A 14,495-nucleotide genomic window follows, 5' to 3' on the forward strand; every position below is an offset into this window, starting at 1 on the left:
CGCGTCCCCGGGCACCCCGGCGCGGAGGGACGGCCTCAGGAGACCCTGGTGAAGTCCATGATCCAGTTGGTCTCCCAGGTCGACTCGCCGTCGTAGGAGAACGCCTGCTCCCACCGGCACGACTCCGGCGTGATGCGCGACCAGGTGAACCGGACGCGGATCGGACGGCCGTCGTCGGTGTCGTCGGCGTAGAAGACGCCGACCCCGTCGGTGAACCGGCCCACCACCGGGACCGGGTCGAGTCCTCGCGCGCTGTTGATCCAGTGCAGGGACCACTCCCGCCGCGCGGCGTCGTAGACGCGGACCGTCGCGCCGTCGAACTCCTTGGTCGGGAAGGTGATCTCGTCGAAGCTGCCCGCCCCGCCGAAGAAGCCGTGCGCGACGCTCCGGCCGGGGAACTCCTCCCACTCGTCGCTCCCGGCGTCGCGCTTCAGCAGGCGGCGGTTGACGACGTCCCAGGCGCCGGTGAAGAAGTCGAAGTCGTTCACCGTCCCACCGGGCCTTCCGGGCGCGTGTCGGCGAGGTAGCCGCCGAGGTCCGGGGCGTCCCCGGCGAACATGTGCCGGACCCAGGCGGCGCGCTCGTACTCCAGGGCGGGCAGCTCCCACACGCACCCGACCCAGCGCCGCGTCTCGGGCACGAAGTTCGAGGGGTCCTCGTCGGGGCACCCGACGGCGGGCTGGCCGGCCGCGGCGGTGTGCACCTCCACCACGTTGTCCCAGACCCAGGTGTAGGCGAGCAGGTAGGCGCCGGTGTCCCCGCCCCGGTGCAGGACGGTCCAGCCGGCCGGGGAGTCGTCGGCGGGCGCGGGCACGAGCGCCGGCAGGTACGCGTAGGCCGCCTTCTCGACCTCCGGCTCGATCGGCCGGTCGGGCCGGTCGACGTGGTAGCGCTTGTAGGGACGGCCGCCGACGACGATCGGGTCCAGCGGCCGCATGTTCTTCTCGATGAACGCCATGGCCGGACCGTACGGCCCCTCCGCTGACACGTAATGTCAGTGGAGTGCGAGCGTCCCGGCTTCTCTCCATCCTCCTGCTGCTCCAGTCACGCGGCCTGCTGACCGCCCGGCAGCTCGCCGACGAGCTGGAGGTCAGCGTCCGCACGATCTACCGCGACGTCGAGTCGCTGCACACCGCGGGGATCCCCCTGTACGGCGAGGCCGGGCACCGGGGCGGCTACCGGCTCCTCGACGGGTTCCGGACCCGCCTGACCGGGTTGACCGCGCAGGAGGCGCGGGCGCTGTTCCTGGCCGGGATGCCCGGACCGGCCGCCGAGCTCGGTCTCGGCGCCCTGGCCGCCGCGGCCGAGCTCAAGATCGAGGCCGCGCTCCCGCGCGAGCTGCGCGAGGGGTCCCGGAGCGTGCGGGAGCACTTCCACCTCGACGCGCCCGGCTGGTACCACGACGGGGACCGGGTGCCGCGGCTGCCGGACGTGGCGGACGCCGTCTGGAACAGGCGCGTCATCCGGGTGCGCTACAGCCGCTGGGCGGCGCCGTACGAAGTGGATCGGCGGCTGGAGCCGTACGGCCTGGTCCTCAAGGCCGGCAGATGGTACCTCGTGGCCCGCTGCGACGGCGCGATGCGGACCTACCGGGTCGGCCAGATCCTCACCCTGCAGGTCACGGGCGAGACGTTCGAGCGGCCCGGCGGATTCGACCTGGCCGGGCACTGGAGCGCGTACCTGGCGGACTTCCGGTCGCGGCTGTTCCAGGGCCGGGCGACCGTCCGGCTCTCCCCCGCCGGGCGCGAGCGGCTCGCCCAGCTGATGGGCTCGGCCGTGATCGGGGCCGTGGACGAGACGGCCGGACCGCCCGACACCCGGGGCTGGATCACGGCCACCGTGCCCGTCGAGTCGCCGGCGCACGCGCTGACCGAGTTCCTCAAGCTCGGCGCCGAGGTCGAGGTGCTGGAACCGGCGGAGCTGCGCCGCCTGATGGCCGAGACCGCCCACGCACTCGCCGCCCTCTATCCCCGGACGGGCCAGGTCGCGACGGATCCCCTCACGACGGATCCCCTCACGACGGGCGGGGGCCCGCCCCGGCCGGTTCCGCCCATCGGATCCTCCGCCGGCCCGACGGCCCGCTGACCACCCGGACACCCGGACATCCGGAAACCGGGACACCGGGACACCGGGACACCGGGGAACAGGACGGGCCTCAACCCCGGCCGTCCGCCCCGTCCCCCAGGACGGCCGCGCAGATCTCGGCGAGCCGCCGGGTCTGCTCGGGGGTCAGCCGGTCGAACAGGCAGCGCCGTACGGCCTCGACATGTCCGGGCGCGGCGGCGGCGAGCACGGCGTGGCCGGTGTCGGTGAGCACCGCCCAGCTCACCCGCCGGTCCGCCGGGCAGGGCAGGCGCCGCACCCAGCCGCGCTCCTCCAGCCGCGCGACCGCGTGGGAGAGCCTGCTCTGCGAGGAGTTCACCTCCGCGGCCAGCTCGCTCATCCGCATCCGGCGCTCCGGCGCCTCCGACAGGCGCACCAGCACCGCGTAGTAGGCGTGCGGCATGCCGGAGTCCCGCTGCAGCTGGCGGTCCAGCTCCTCCTGGATCACCTGGGAGGCCGCCAGGAAGGACCGCCACACGGCCTGCTCGTCGTCGTCCAGCCATCGCGTCACGGGGACAGTTTAGTTGAACTCTCAAGTTTCGGCGGCTAAAGTACTTGAGAGTTCAACTTTTCAGCGATCCAGGGGGTCACCATGCCGGTCCAGCGGCTCAACCACGCGGTCCTGTACGTGCGCGACGTCGAGCGCAGCGTCGCCTTCTACCGGGAGGCCCTGGGCTTCCGGGTCGTCATGAACATGCCGGGCGCGGCGTTCCTCCAGGCCGAGGGCTCCGGCAACGACCACGACCTCGGCCTCTTCCAGATCGGCGCCCAGGCGGGCCCCTCGGCCGCGGGGCGCTCGACCGTCGGCCTCTACCACCTGGCCTGGGAGGTGGACACCCTGGCGGAGCTGGAGCGGATCGCCGCCCGGCTGAGCGGGCTCGGCGCCCTGGCCGGCGCCTCCGACCACTCCACCACCAAGGCGCTGTACGCCAAGGACCCCGACGGCCTGGAGTTCGAGGTCTCCTGGCTGCTCCCCGCCGACCTGGTCACCGAGGAGGTCCTGGCGGGCCGGTCCCGGATCCGGCCGCTGGACATCGCCCGCGAGCAGGAGCGGTACGGCGCGCACACCCGCGGCGGCGTCGGCGTCTCCGTCACGGCCTGACGGCGGCGTCCGACGCGATCGACGGCGGCGTCCCGATCACGGCCTGACGGCGGGGCCCGACGCGATCGACGGCGGCGTCCCGATCACGGCCTGACGGCGGCGTCCGACGCGATCGACGGCGGGGAGGCGGCGCGGCGGGCGAGGAGCACCTGGGCCGCGCTCAGCGCGACGAGCACGAGCGGGAACACCGCGCCGGCGAGCAACCCGGCGCGCAGGCCCGTGTCCCCTGCACCCGGCAGCAGCCCGGCCAGGCCGCTCAGCGCCCCGCCTCCGGCGGTCGCGTCGGCCACCGCGCCCGCCAGCCACGGTCCCGCCGCCGCGCCCGCGTCACCGGACACCGCCAGGACGCCGAACATCGCCGCGCCGCCGAAGGGGAAGCGCGCCGACGCGAGGCTGAACGTCCCCGGCCACAGCAGGCTGACCGCCAGCCCGCACAGCGCGCACCCGGCGAGACTGAGCGCGGGCGCCGCCGCGAGCGCGGCCACCAGGTAGCAGCCGACCGCCAGCGTCCCGCAGCCGAGCATCGCCCACGGCAGGCGGATCCGCTCGCCCCACAGGCCGTAGCCGATCCGGCCGATCCCCATGAGCACCGCGAACAGGCACGGCCCCGCGAGGTCGCCCCCGACCTTGGAGACGCCCAGCCCCTGCTCGGCGAAGAGCGACGACCACTGCGACATGGTCAGCTCGGCGGCGCCCGCGCAGAGCATCATCAGCAGCGCCGCCGCGAAGGCGGGGCTCCGCAGCAGCGTCCCGAGCGGGGTCCGGTGCTCCTCCGCGACCGTCGCCGGCAGCGGCACCCGCAGGAACAGCACCAGGTTGGCCAGCGGAACCGCCGCCCACAGCAGCGGCACGACCTGCCACGACGCGTCCCCGATCCCCGCCAGCAGCAGCGTCGTCCCCACCACGACGGCGACCTGGCCCCAGCAGTAGAACGAGTGCAGCAGGCTCATCGCGGCGGCCTTCCCCTGCCGCGGGGCGGGCAGCGCGTCCACGACCGGGCTGACCAGGACCTCCAGGAGCCCGCCGCCGATGCCGTACACCACGACCGCCAGCGCCAGCCCCGGGTACGGCGCGACCGCGGACGGCGCGACCGCCAGGAGGACCAGCCCCGCCACGGCGAACACGTGGGCCAGGACCAGTGGCACGCGGTAGCCCGTGCGGTCCACCACCTTGACCGCGACCAGGTCGGTGACGAGCTGGGTCGCGAAGTTCAGCAGGACCAGGCGGCCGAGCATCTCGTAGGGCACCTGGTAGCGGTCCTGGAAGACGATGAACAGCAGGGGCGCCAGGTTGTTCACGATCGCCTGGGTGACGTAGCCGGTGTAGCAGGCTCGGCGGGTGTGGTCGAAGGTCACCGATGTCTTCCAGAGGCCGGGGGGCAGGACGGTCACACCGCTCCTGCGGTGGCGGGCGTACCGGACCATCGACCCGAAACAGCCGGATTTGAGACTATAGGTGACAGATCAGCCGATGCCATAGCGAGCGGACGGAGACCGCAGGGTGCGGTCCCACACCCCGGTCCGTGGCATCCGCCCGCGATCCCGCTCACGGCGCCCGTCCACGGGCCCGTCCACGGGCCCGTCCACGAGCCAGCTCACGACCCCGTCCGTGACGCCGCCCCCGCCGGTCGCCCGTGACGCCGCCCCCGCCGGTCGCGGCCCGCGCGAGAGTCAGGCCGGATCGATGGAGAACCGGTCGAGTCGCCGGAGGCCGCAGACCTGGGCGACCGCGGGGGCGGCCAGCCACGCGGGGAGCCGCCGCAGGTAGCTCTGTACGAGCTCGGAGGCCATGTGCGCGCGCATCGCGTCGTCGTCGGCGTACTCCTCCAGGAACACGTGGCGTCCCGGCCGGTCGGGGTCCTGCAGCACCTCGTAGCTCAGGACGCCCTCCTCGGAGCGGGCGGAGGCCATCAGAGCGCGGGCGTGGTCGGTGAACGCCTCAAGGGCCTCCTCCTTGATCTCGAACGTGGCGCGCAGCAGCAGGGTGTCGTCGCCCACCTGGACTCCTTCAATATTCCAACGGTTCGGTTGGAAATCTTCCTCGCCGCCTATAGGGGTGTCAACCGCAAGGTTGGAAAATCGGCGGTACGCTGCCCGCCATGCCCTACGATCCGCAGCGCACCCGGCAGGTCATCCTCGACGCCGCCGTGGAGGAGTTCTCCACCCATGGACTGGCCGGTGCCCGCGTCAGCCGCATCGCCGCCCGCGCGAAGGTCAACAAGGAGCGGCTGTACGGGAACTTCGGCAGCAAGGAGGAGCTGTTCGACGTCGTGCTCGCACGGGAGCTGGCCCGCCTGGCCGGCGCCCTGCCGCTCACCGACGACCAGGCCGCGGACCTGTCCGCCTACGCACTGGCCGTGCACGACTACCACCGGGACCATCCGCACTTCGTCCGGTTGGTGCACTGGGAGGGGCTCGAACGCGGTTCGACCGTGGTGGTCGGACATCTGGAGCGTGCGGCCCACTACCGCAGCCGCGTCGAGACCATCGCCCGGGCGCAGGGACGCGGCGACCTGCCCGCCGAGATCGCCCCCGCCCAACTGCTGTACGGGGTCTTCGCCATGGCCGTGTGGTGGGCGGCGGTGCCGCAGCTGACGATGCTGATCACGGGGAGCGCCGACGACGACGAGCGCCGGCGGGCTCTCGCGGCCATGGTCGCCAGACTCACCCGGCGCGAAGAACGGCCCGGTCAGCCCGGTCGGCCCGGTTGACCGGAGCCGCGCCGCCCCGGGAGACGGCCACCCCCGCCAGGCAGAGCACGCCGCCCGCCACCGTCAGCCATCCCGGCACCTCGTCGAGGACGAGCCACGACATCAGGACCACCAGGGCCGGCACGATGTAGGTCGTCGCGCCCATCTTCCCCGCCGTCGTCCGGGCCAGCGCGTACGCCCAGGTGGTGAAGGCGAGCGCCGTCGGGAACACGCCGAGGTAGACCATGTTCAGCGTGGCGGCCAGGGGCGCCTCCGCGGCCTCGGCGGCGAGCCGCCCCGCGAACGGCAGGCACGCCAGCGTCCCGACGACGCACCCGAACGTGGTCACCTGGAGCGCCGAGCCGTGCCGCAGCGCGGGCTTCTGGCAGACCACCCCCGCGGCGTACAGCACGGCCGCCGCCAGGCAGAGCAGCACGCCGAGCACGGACGATCCGCCGTCGCCGCCGGACATCGAGACGCCCACCACGACCGCCCCGGCGAACGACACGGCCATGCCGGCCAGCAGCCGGCGCGGGAACCCCTCGCCGAGCAGCAGCCCGCCGAGCAGGGCGATGAGGATCGGGCCGATGTTGACGATCATGGCCGCCGTACCGGCGTCCACCTCCCGCTCGCCCCAGTTGAGCGCGACCATGTAGAGGCCGAACCAGAGGATGCCGGAGCCCGCGATGCCCGGCCAGGCGGCGCGCGCCGGCCACCCCTCGCGCCGCACCGCCAGGAGGGCGCCGAGCACCAGGGAGCCCACCAGCAGCCGCCCCAGCGCCAGCGCGCCCGGCGAGTAGTGCTCGCCCGCGCTGCGGATCGAGACGAAGGCCGAGGCCCACAGGACGACGGTGACGCCCGCCGCGGCGAGGGCCGGTCGAGCGGTCGGCGGCTCGCCGGTGATGCTCCGGTTCATACCGGAACCCTATGCTCCGGGCGCTTCGACTTGATCGCGGTTTTCGGACCCGGAACTGACGGCCGCCGCCCGGTGTCGCGGGCGGGTGCCGGTCGGTGTCGCGGGCGGGTGCCGGTCGAGGCGGCGAAGAGGCGGGAGGAGGCCGGTCCTCGCCGTGTCCGGCGGCCGGCCGGCCGAAAGGCCTCCGGCGGAAATGCCCTCGACGGAAAGACCTTCGGCGGAAGGAGCCTGGGGAAAGGCCTCCGACGAGAAGGGCCTCCGCAGAAGGGCCCGGCGAAAAGGACCCGGTGAAAAGGCCGCCGGTCAGACGGCGAAAGGGCCCTCGCTGTAGTCGGCGACGCCGTCGCCGTTCAGGTCGACCAGCGTCTCGTCGACGTAGCCGTCGCCATTCAGGTCGTTGTAGGTGACGTCGGTGCGGCCGTCGCCGTTGGTGTCGTAGTTCTCCTGGTCGGCGACGCCGTCCCCGGTCACGTCCACCCATTCGGTGTCGACGTAGCCGTCACCGTTGGTGTCGTAGTTCTCCTGGTCGCTGTAGCCGTCCCCGTTGACGTCCACCCATTCGGTGTCGACGTAGCCGTCACCGTCGGCGTCGACGAAGGCGGCGGTAGCGAAGTCGCTCATTTTGTCCCTCTCTCATGGTTTTCGTCAGATAAGAGTCGTGGAAGAGATGGTTTGTTTCGCTGGATTCCAAGATTTTTCGGATGGGCTCCGAAACGTCATGGAACGATCCATATGCGAGGTTCACCCCGGGATGCGAGCATCACCGGACGACCCGGAAGGTGGGATGACATGAGTGAGCCCGTGATTCGGCCGAACGAGACGACGGTGCCGTTGATGCCGTGCACGTCGCTGGAGGAGACCCTGGCGTTCTACGAGACGCTCGGGTTCGAGGCGACCTACAAGCAGAGCAAGCCCTATGTCTACCTCGCGGTGCGGTGGAGCGGGTTCGAGCTGCACTTCGGCCCGGCGCCCAAAGGACTGGATCCGGCCCAGGAGCACTCGGGATGCTCCCTGGTCATGGTCGACGCCGTGGCGCCGTACCACGCGGCCTTCGTCGCGGCGATGCGCCGGGTCCACGGAAAGGTGCTGAGCTCCGGTCTTCCGCGGATCACCCGCTACCGGCCCGGCGCGTCCCGGTTCACACTGATCGATCCGTCCGGGAACTCGATCGTGTTCGTCCAGCGCGACGAGCCGGTCGAACTGGAGTACGGCGGCTCGAAGCGGCTGACGGGCCTGGCCAAGGCGCTCGACAACGCCCGGATCCTGCGTGAGTTCAAGAACGACGACCTGCAGGCCTTCCGGGCGCTCAAGTCCGCGGTGCGCAGGCACGGCGCGGACGCCCCGGCGGCCGAGCGGGCCATCGCCCTGTGCCACCTCGTCGATCTGGCCACGGTCCTCGGCGAGCCCACCGAACCGTGGGCCGCCGATCTACGCGGCCTGGAGCTCACCGCCGGCGACAGGCGGCGCGTCGAGTCGGAACTCGGCCACCTCCCCGGACTGCAGGAGTGGCTGCCCTGAGAAGGGCGGTGCCGGCCTCGGTGGCTGCCGCGAGAAGGCCCGCGCCGGCGACGTGGACCGCCGCCCGTTCAGGCGCGGAAGGGGCCCTCGCTGTAGTCGGCGACGCCGTCGCCGTTCAGGTCGACCAGCGTCTCGTCGACGTAGCCGTCGCCGTCGAGGTCGTTGTAGGTGACGTCGGTGCGGCCATCGCCGTTGGTGTCGTAGTTCTCCTGGTCGGCGACGCCGTCGCTGTCGGTGTCGATCCACTCGACGTCGGAGGCCCCGTCACCGTTGGTGTCGTAGTTCTCCACGTCGCTGTAGCCGTCGCCGGTGACGTCCGCCCACTGGGCGTCGGTGGCGCCGTCGCCGTTGGTGTCGAAGAAAGCAGCGGTGAAGTCGGCCATTTCGTCCCTCTCTCGTGGTGTTCGCTAGATGAGAGTGGCGAACGCGGGATTTTGTTACGGCGCAGTCCAAGATTTTTTCGAATCATGCGGTCGGGGTCGCGCGCGACCCCGGCTGCGACCCCGGCTGCGGCTGCGGCTGCGGCGACACAGCCCGGCTGCGGCGGCACGGCCTCCTGTCCTCGGCCAGTGCCCCTCCAACGCGTCCGGCGTCTCCTCGGCCACGGCCGGCCCGGCCGGCTCCTGGTGCGCCCGCGCGATGGGGCGAGCCCCTGATCCCGGATGTCCGTCAGAGCGGATCAAGCGCCGTCGGCGGTGTCGGCGCCGCCAGCGGTGTCGGCGGTGTCGGCGGCCAGCATGCGTTTGAGGAGGTCGCGCAGCTGGGTGCGCTCCGGACCGGTCAGTGCGCTCAGCGGGGCGGCCGCGAAGCCGAGGGAGCCGCGGAGCTCCGCCACGATCCGGCCTCCCTCCTCGGTCAGCGTGATGTGCCGCACCCTCCGGTCGGCGGGGACCGGTTCGCGGCGGACGAGGCCGCGCTTCTCCAGGCGGTCCACGATGCCGGTGATGTTGGACGGGTCGCAGTTGAACAGGTCCGCGATCCGCCGCATGGGCAGCGGCTCCGCGGCGACCAGCATGAGCGCCTTGGCCTGGAGGGCCGTCAGCCGGTGCCGGACGGCGGCCTCCTCGTATCTCCGGTTGTAGCGGAGCGCGATCTCGCCCATCAGGGACACCACTTCACCGGTCACGTTCACGGCGGCAAGTATAGTTGATTGATATCAACTTTTTAGGAGGTTCACCTTGTCTCGGCAGATCAATCTCGCCTCGCGCCCGTCGGGCTGGCCCACCCCGGACGACTTCGACCTGGTGGAGGCCGACCTCCCCGCCCCGCAGGAGGGGCAGGTCCTGGTCCGCAACCTGTTCATGTCCGTCGACCCGTACATGCGGGGACGGATGAACGACGCCGAGTCCTATGTACCGCCGTTCCGCCTCGGCGAACCCCTGGAAGGCGGGGCGGTCGGCGAGGTCGTCGAGTCCCGCGCCCCCGGGCTGGAGGCGGGCGACCTGGTGCTGCACGGCTTCGGCTGGCGCGAACAGGTCGTCGCCGACGCCGCCCGGGTCCGCAAGGTCGACCCGATCGAGGGCGTCTCACCCTCCGCCTACCTCGGCGTGCTCGGCATGCCGGCCCTCACGGCCTACGTGGGCCTGCTCGACATCGCCTCCTTCACGGAGGGCGACGCCGTCTTCGTCTCCGGGGCCGCCGGCGCGGTGGGCGCGCTCGTCGGCCAGATCGCCAGACTCAAGGGCGCGTCCCGGGTCGTCGGCAGCGCGGGCTCCGACGCGAAGGTCGCCCGCCTGCGCGAGCTCGGTTTCGACGCCGCCTTCAACTACCGCAACGGCCCCGTCGCCGAGCAGCTCCGCGAGGCGGCCCCGGACGGCATCGACGTCTACTTCGACAACGTCGGAGCCGACCACCTCGAAGCCGCGATCGAGCGGCTCCGCAACGGCGGCCGGATCGCCATGTGCGGGGCGATCGCGGCCTACAACGCCACCGAGCCCCCGTGCGCCCCCCGCAACCTCTTCCTGGCCGTCGGCAAGCGGCTCACCATGCGCGGCTTCATCGTCGGCGACCACTCCTCGCGGATGCGCGACATGATCGCGGAGGTCGGCGGCTGGCTGAGGGAGGGCCGGATCGTCGCGGACGAGACCGTGGTCGACGGGCTGGAGAACGCCCCGGCCGCGTTCATCGGCCTGCTCCGAGGCGAGAACACGGGAAAGATGATCGTCCGCCTCTGACCCGTCCACTCCGGAAGCGTTCGGCCCCGGAGGCGTCCACTCCGAAAGCGACGGGCTCCGGCCCGTCCGCCCGCGACGTGTCCGCCTCCGGCCCGTCCGCCTCCGGCCCGTCCGCCTCCGGCCCGTCCGCCTCCGGCCCGTCCGCCTCCGGCCCGTCCGCCTCCGGCGGGCCGCTGCCGCCCCTTGACGGGCACGCCGTGGGAACATATGTTCGATCTTCCTGATCACCTGCCCATGGGACGGAAGTGAGCCGGTCATGAACGCCCCGCTCATCGCGATCTACGGAGCCACCGGACACACCGGGCGCCTGGTGGCCGCCGAACTGCTCTCCCGAGGCCGGGACATCGTGCTGTCCGGCCGCGACGCCGGAGCGCTGCGCGCGCTGGCCGACGAGCTCGGCCCACCGGAGCGCGTGCGGACGCACGCGGCGCCCCTGGACGACCGCACGTCGTTGCGCGAGCTCACCGAGAGCGCGTCCGTGCTGATCCACTGCGCGGGCCCCTACGCGGAGACCGGTGCGCCGGTCGCCTCGGCCGCGGCCGAGGCCGGTTGCCACTACGTCGACCACGCCGTCGAACCGCACCACGTCAGATACATGTTCGACAGCCTGCAGGCGACGGCGGAGCGCACCGGAGCCGTCATGATCCCCCAGATGAGCTTCTACGGCGGGCTCGCCGACCTGCTCGCCGCCGCCGTGGCCGAAGGGCTGACCGAGGTCGACCGCGTGACGGTGGGCTATGCGGTGACCGGCTGGCGGATGACCAGAGGCGCCAGGAAGACCGCCGAGCTGCTGATCGGCGAGATCGACAGGGTGACCTTCACCGACGGCGCCCTGCGGGTGGGGCCGGTCGAGATCCGCAACACGGTCTTCCCCTTCCCCCCGCCCGTCGGCCCCCGCACGATGATCGCGCCCTTCCCTTCGGGAGAGGTCGTCACCATCCCGCGCCACGTTCCCGCCCGCACGGTCGAGTCGCAGCTGACCTCCAGGACCTTCGAGGAGGAGCAGGTGTTCACCAGCGAGGACGCCGACGCGCAGGCCCGCGCCCGGACGGAGTTCACCGTGGCCGCGCAGGTGACCTCGCCCGGCGGCGGCGGCCGGAACGGACACGTGAGCGGACGTGACATCTGGTGGGTCGGCGCGGTCGCCTCCGTGGAGGCGGCCGTGCGGCTCGCCGAGGGCGGAGGCCCGGGCAAGAGCGGGGTCCTCGGCGCCGCCGAGGCCTTCCCCGCCGTGCCCTTCCTCCGGACCCTGGAGCACCTCGGCGCGCTCACCGTCTCGCTGGAGGCCCCCCGCACCCCTCCCGCAGAGTCCCCCGCCACCTGAAGGCGATGAATCGGTTCCGGGATTCCCGAAACCGGTTTCGTGATCGCCTTTCGGAAACGGGCTCCGGGGCCGGCTCCACTGATGCCGGGGCCCGGTTCCGGGGCCGGCTCCACTCATTCCGGGGCCCGGTTCCGGGGCCGCCAGGCCGCATCGACGGAGCACCACCCCCGACGGAGCACCGCCCGATGGGGCGCTACCGGGTGCGGGGGATGGCCTCGATGGTCTCCATGTGCTTCTCGCCCCAGTCGCCCAGGGGGATGAGCGCGGTGTTGAGCGACTGGCCGAACTCGGTCAGGGAGTACTCCACCTTCGGCGGGACCTGGTGGTGGACCTCCCGATGCACCAGGCCGTAGGACTCCATCTCCCGGAGCTGCTGGATGAGCATCTTCTCGCTGATGCCCGACACCGACCGCTTCAGCTCGCCGAACCGGAGGGCCTCCCGGTGCAGCGCCCACAGGATCAGCGCCTTCCACTTGCCGCCCACGACGTCCACCGCGGCGTCGAGCCCGCAGTTGTAGGTCCGTTTCTTCACCGTCGCGCCCTCCATGCTTACGAAAAGGTAGGTACCTGAGAAAATAGTAGGTACTTGAGGAAATCTCACCGGCGAACCAGCATCGGAGGCGGCAGGGCCGGGACCGCTCACGGATCCCGGCCCTGCCGTTCACCTGCCGACACCGACGAACCGGAGAACGAGATGACCGACGACGAGCAGACCCCGGTGACGGTCATCGGCCTGGGCGACATGGGCCGGGCGCTGGCCGGCGCCTTCCTGGACGCCGGCCACCCCACCACCGTGTGGAACCGTACGGCCTCCCGGGCCGAGGCCCTCGCCGCCCGGGGCGCGACCGTGGCCGCGACCCCCGCCGAGGCCGCCGCCGCGAGCCCCCTCACCGTGGTCTGCCTGCTGGACCACGGCACCGCGCGGGAGGTCCTCGGCCCCGCGGCCGCCGCCCTGCGGGGCCGGACCCTGGTGGACCTCACCAACGGCACGCCCCGCCAGGCGCGGGAGAACGCCGAGTGGGCGGCGGAGCACGGCGCGGACTACGTGGACGGCGGCATCATGGCGGTGCCGCCGATGATCGGGCGGCCCGAGGCGCTCGTGCTCTACAGCGGATCGCCCGCCGCCTTCGCCGCGCACGAGCGGACCCTCGGCGCGCTGGGCACCGCCATGCACCTGGGCGCCGACCCCGGCCGGGCCGCGCTGTACGACCTGGCGCTGCTCAGCGCGATGTACGGCATGTTCGGCGGGTTCTTCCACGCCCTCGCCCTCACCGGCTCCGAGAAGATCCCCGCGGCGGAGTTCACGCCGCTGGCGATCTCGTGGCTCAACGCCATGATGACGAGCCTGCCCGCGATGGCCCGGGCGGTCGACTCGGGCGAGCACGCGGCCACCGGGTCGAACCTGGGGATGCAGGCGGCGGCCTACGTCAACCTGCTGGACGCCTCAAGGGAGCAGGGCGTCGCCACCGGGCCGGTGGAACCGATGCAGGCCCTCCTGCACCGGGGCGTCGCCGCGGGACACGGCGGCGACGGCCTCTCCCGCCTGGTCGAACTGCTGCGCGTCACCTCGTGACGGGTCCTGTCCCGCGCACGACCTCGTGCGCGGGACCGGCCCCGCGCACGAGTCCGTGACGGGCTCCGCCCCCGCGCACCGACGCCCCGGAGCCGGCCCGGCAGGCTCCCTCCCGGCAGAACCCCGACAGGAGAACGAGATGACCGACGACCGCCCGCCCGTGACCGTCCTGGGCCTGGGCCCGATGGGCCGGGCGCTGGCCGGCGCCTTCCTGGACGCCGGCCACCCCACCACCGTGTGGAACCGTACGGCCTCCCGGGCCGAAGCCCTCGCCGCCCGGGGCGCGACCGTGGCCGCGACCCCCGCCGAGGCCGCCGCCGCGAGCCCCCTCACCGTGGTCTGCGTGATCGACTACGACGCCGTGGAGGCGATCACCGGTCCCGCGGCCGGTGAGCTGAAGGGCCGGGCCCTGGTGAACCTCACCGCCGACACGCCGGAACGCGCCCGCCGTACGGCCTCCTGGGCCGCCGGGAACGGCATCGACTACCTCGACGGCGCGATCATGACCCCGACGCCGACCATCGGCGGCCCCGCGGCGGTCGTCCTGTACAGCGGGCCGGAGGAGGTCTACCGGGCCTGCCTGCCGACGTTGTCCGGCCTGGGCGGCACGGCCGCCTACCTGGGCGTGGACCCCGGCCGGGCGGCGGCGCACGACGTCGCGCTGCTCGACCTCTTCTGGACGTCCATGAGCGGGCTCGTCCACGCCTTCGCCCTCGCCTCGGCCGAGGGGGTCGGGGCAGCGGAGCTGGCCCCGTTCGCCAAGGGGATCGGCGCCCTGCTGCCCGGCATCGTCGACGGCTTCGCCGCCCACGTCGACAGCGGCCGCCACCCGGGCGACGAGTCCACCGTCCTGTCCGCCGCGGCGGGGATGGAGCACATCGTCCACGCCTCCCGCGCCCGCGGCCTCGACACCGGCGTACTGGACGCCGCGCTGGCCGTCGCGCGGCGGGCGATCGACGCCGGGCACGGCTCCGATTCCTTCTCCCGTCTGACCGAGGTCCTCGGGACCTCCCGTCTGACCGAGGTCCTCGGGACCTCCCGTCTGACCGAGGTCCTCGGGACGCCGGCCCCGGCCCGGTGACGGCGCGAACCCGAG

Annotated in this window: 18 protein-coding genes; 8 read left to right on the top strand and 10 right to left on the bottom strand. The window is 72.8% G+C overall.

Annotated elements, in window-relative coordinates; genetic code table 11:
• Positions 1-35: 35 nt before the first annotated feature.
• Both HS045_RS07805 and HS045_RS07810 read right to left on the bottom strand, forming a co-directional pair.
• Positions 36-488 (bottom strand): hypothetical protein, encoded by a 453-nt coding sequence (locus tag HS045_RS07805; protein ID WP_196450447.1) that lies wholly within the window; start codon positions 486-488, stop codon positions 36-38.
• Positions 485-958, bottom strand: a complete 474-nt coding sequence (locus tag HS045_RS07810) for a hypothetical protein (protein WP_196450448.1) — start codon at positions 956-958, stop codon at positions 485-487. Before HS045_RS07810 ends, HS045_RS07805 begins: the two co-directional genes overlap by 4 nt.
• Positions 959-1,002: 44 nt before the next feature.
• Between HS045_RS07810 and HS045_RS07815 the strand changes: the two genes are divergently transcribed.
• On the top strand, positions 1,003-2,085 hold the full coding sequence (locus HS045_RS07815) for a YafY family protein (RefSeq protein ID WP_196450449.1): 1,083 nt from the start codon (positions 1,003-1,005) through the stop codon (positions 2,083-2,085).
• Between the two features lie 70 nt (positions 2,086-2,155).
• On the opposite strand, the gene HS045_RS07820 is transcribed toward HS045_RS07815, so the two are convergent.
• Positions 2,156-2,614: a MarR family winged helix-turn-helix transcriptional regulator gene (locus HS045_RS07820; RefSeq protein WP_196450450.1), complete on the bottom strand. Its 459-nt coding sequence runs from the start codon at positions 2,612-2,614 to the stop codon at positions 2,156-2,158.
• 81 nt (positions 2,615-2,695) lie between these two features.
• On the opposite strand from HS045_RS07820, the gene HS045_RS07825 reads away from it, so the two are divergent.
• Entirely contained in the window at positions 2,696-3,205 is a 510-nt protein-coding gene (locus HS045_RS07825; RefSeq protein WP_196450451.1) for a VOC family protein, read from the top strand.
• 83 nt (positions 3,206-3,288) lie between these two features.
• Here HS045_RS07825 and HS045_RS07830 read toward each other — a convergent pair whose 3' ends face one another.
• The gene (locus tag HS045_RS07830) at positions 3,289-4,596 is read right to left on the bottom strand and encodes a sugar MFS transporter (protein WP_196450452.1); all 1,308 of its coding nucleotides are present in this window, start codon (positions 4,594-4,596) and stop codon (positions 3,289-3,291) included.
• A gap of 279 nt (positions 4,597-4,875) precedes the next feature.
• Complete coding sequence (locus tag HS045_RS07835) at positions 4,876-5,202, bottom strand: putative quinol monooxygenase (protein ID WP_196450453.1); 327 nt, start codon at positions 5,200-5,202, stop codon at positions 4,876-4,878.
• Positions 5,203-5,303: 101 nt separating this feature from the next.
• Between HS045_RS07835 and HS045_RS07840 the strand changes: the two genes are divergently transcribed.
• Entirely contained in the window at positions 5,304-5,915 is a 612-nt protein-coding gene (locus HS045_RS07840; protein ID WP_196450454.1) for a TetR family transcriptional regulator, read from the top strand.
• On the opposite strand, the gene HS045_RS07845 is transcribed toward HS045_RS07840, so the two are convergent.
• Both HS045_RS07845 and HS045_RS07850 read right to left on the bottom strand, forming a co-directional pair.
• Positions 5,869-6,810, bottom strand: a complete 942-nt coding sequence (locus HS045_RS07845; protein WP_196450455.1) for a DMT family transporter — start codon at positions 6,808-6,810, stop codon at positions 5,869-5,871. The two genes, HS045_RS07840 and HS045_RS07845, sit on opposite strands and share 47 nt — an antisense overlap.
• Positions 6,811-7,113: 303 nt before the next feature.
• Positions 7,114-7,431, bottom strand: coding sequence for a hypothetical protein (locus HS045_RS07850; protein WP_196450456.1), 318 nt, complete (start codon positions 7,429-7,431; stop codon positions 7,114-7,116).
• Positions 7,432-7,599: 168 nt separating this feature from the next.
• Between HS045_RS07850 and HS045_RS07855 the strand changes: the two genes are divergently transcribed.
• Positions 7,600-8,328 carry a glyoxalase gene (locus HS045_RS07855; protein WP_196450457.1) on the top strand — a complete coding sequence of 243 codons (729 nt, stop codon included), beginning with the start codon at positions 7,600-7,602 and terminating at the stop codon, positions 8,326-8,328.
• Positions 8,329-8,396: 68 nt separating this feature from the next.
• Here HS045_RS07855 and HS045_RS07860 read toward each other — a convergent pair whose 3' ends face one another.
• Both HS045_RS07860 and HS045_RS07865 read right to left on the bottom strand, forming a co-directional pair.
• Positions 8,397-8,711, bottom strand: coding sequence for a hypothetical protein (locus tag HS045_RS07860; protein WP_196450458.1), 315 nt, complete (start codon positions 8,709-8,711; stop codon positions 8,397-8,399).
• A 296-nt stretch (positions 8,712-9,007) separates the two neighbouring features.
• Complete coding sequence (locus tag HS045_RS07865; protein WP_196450459.1) at positions 9,008-9,460, bottom strand: MarR family winged helix-turn-helix transcriptional regulator; 453 nt, start codon at positions 9,458-9,460, stop codon at positions 9,008-9,010.
• A 46-nt stretch (positions 9,461-9,506) separates the two neighbouring features.
• Between HS045_RS07865 and HS045_RS07870 the strand changes: the two genes are divergently transcribed.
• Entirely contained in the window at positions 9,507-10,502 is a 996-nt protein-coding gene (locus HS045_RS07870; RefSeq protein ID WP_196450460.1) for an NADP-dependent oxidoreductase, read from the top strand.
• A gap of 256 nt (positions 10,503-10,758) precedes the next feature.
• Positions 10,759-11,826, top strand: a complete 1,068-nt coding sequence (locus HS045_RS07875; RefSeq protein WP_196450461.1) for a saccharopine dehydrogenase NADP-binding domain-containing protein — start codon at positions 10,759-10,761, stop codon at positions 11,824-11,826.
• Positions 11,827-12,019: 193 nt separating this feature from the next.
• On the opposite strand, the gene HS045_RS07880 is transcribed toward HS045_RS07875, so the two are convergent.
• Positions 12,020-12,358, bottom strand: a complete 339-nt coding sequence (locus tag HS045_RS07880; RefSeq protein ID WP_307827413.1) for a helix-turn-helix domain-containing protein — start codon at positions 12,356-12,358, stop codon at positions 12,020-12,022.
• Between the two features lie 162 nt (positions 12,359-12,520).
• Between HS045_RS07880 and HS045_RS07885 the strand changes: the two genes are divergently transcribed.
• Positions 12,521-13,399: an NAD(P)-dependent oxidoreductase gene (locus tag HS045_RS07885; protein ID WP_196450463.1), complete on the top strand. Its 879-nt coding sequence runs from the start codon at positions 12,521-12,523 to the stop codon at positions 13,397-13,399.
• Between the two features lie 139 nt (positions 13,400-13,538).
• Positions 13,539-14,480 (top strand): NAD(P)-dependent oxidoreductase, encoded by a 942-nt coding sequence (locus HS045_RS07890; RefSeq protein ID WP_196450464.1) that lies wholly within the window; start codon positions 13,539-13,541, stop codon positions 14,478-14,480.
• The last annotated feature ends 15 nt before the right edge of the window (positions 14,481-14,495 follow it).

Origin of the sequence: Planomonospora sp. ID82291 (genome assembly GCF_015711645.1) — a bacterium.
Lineage (GTDB): Bacteria > Actinomycetota > Actinomycetes > Streptosporangiales > Streptosporangiaceae > Planomonospora.

Excerpts from the sequence above, each read along its gene's own strand:
- HS045_RS07810 (WP_196450448.1), bottom strand. The coding sequence starts at position 958 with ATGGCGTTCATCGAGAAGAACATGCGGCCGCTGGACCCGATCGTCGTC.
- HS045_RS07825 (WP_196450451.1), top strand. The coding sequence starts at position 2,696 with ATGCCGGTCCAGCGGCTCAACCACGCGGTCCTGTACGTGCGCGACGTC.
- HS045_RS07840 (WP_196450454.1), top strand. The coding sequence starts at position 5,304 with ATGCCCTACGATCCGCAGCGCACCCGGCAGGTCATCCTCGACGCCGCC.
- HS045_RS07845 (WP_196450455.1), bottom strand. The coding sequence starts at position 6,810 with ATGAACCGGAGCATCACCGGCGAGCCGCCGACCGCTCGACCGGCCCTC.
- HS045_RS07850 (WP_196450456.1), bottom strand. The coding sequence starts at position 7,431 with ATGAGCGACTTCGCTACCGCCGCCTTCGTCGACGCCGACGGTGACGGC.
- HS045_RS07855 (WP_196450457.1), top strand. The coding sequence starts at position 7,600 with ATGAGTGAGCCCGTGATTCGGCCGAACGAGACGACGGTGCCGTTGATG.
- HS045_RS07860 (WP_196450458.1), bottom strand. The coding sequence starts at position 8,711 with ATGGCCGACTTCACCGCTGCTTTCTTCGACACCAACGGCGACGGCGCC.
- HS045_RS07875 (WP_196450461.1), top strand. The coding sequence starts at position 10,759 with ATGAACGCCCCGCTCATCGCGATCTACGGAGCCACCGGACACACCGGG.
- HS045_RS07885 (WP_196450463.1), top strand. The coding sequence starts at position 12,521 with ATGACCGACGACGAGCAGACCCCGGTGACGGTCATCGGCCTGGGCGAC.
- HS045_RS07890 (WP_196450464.1), top strand. The coding sequence starts at position 13,539 with ATGACCGACGACCGCCCGCCCGTGACCGTCCTGGGCCTGGGCCCGATG.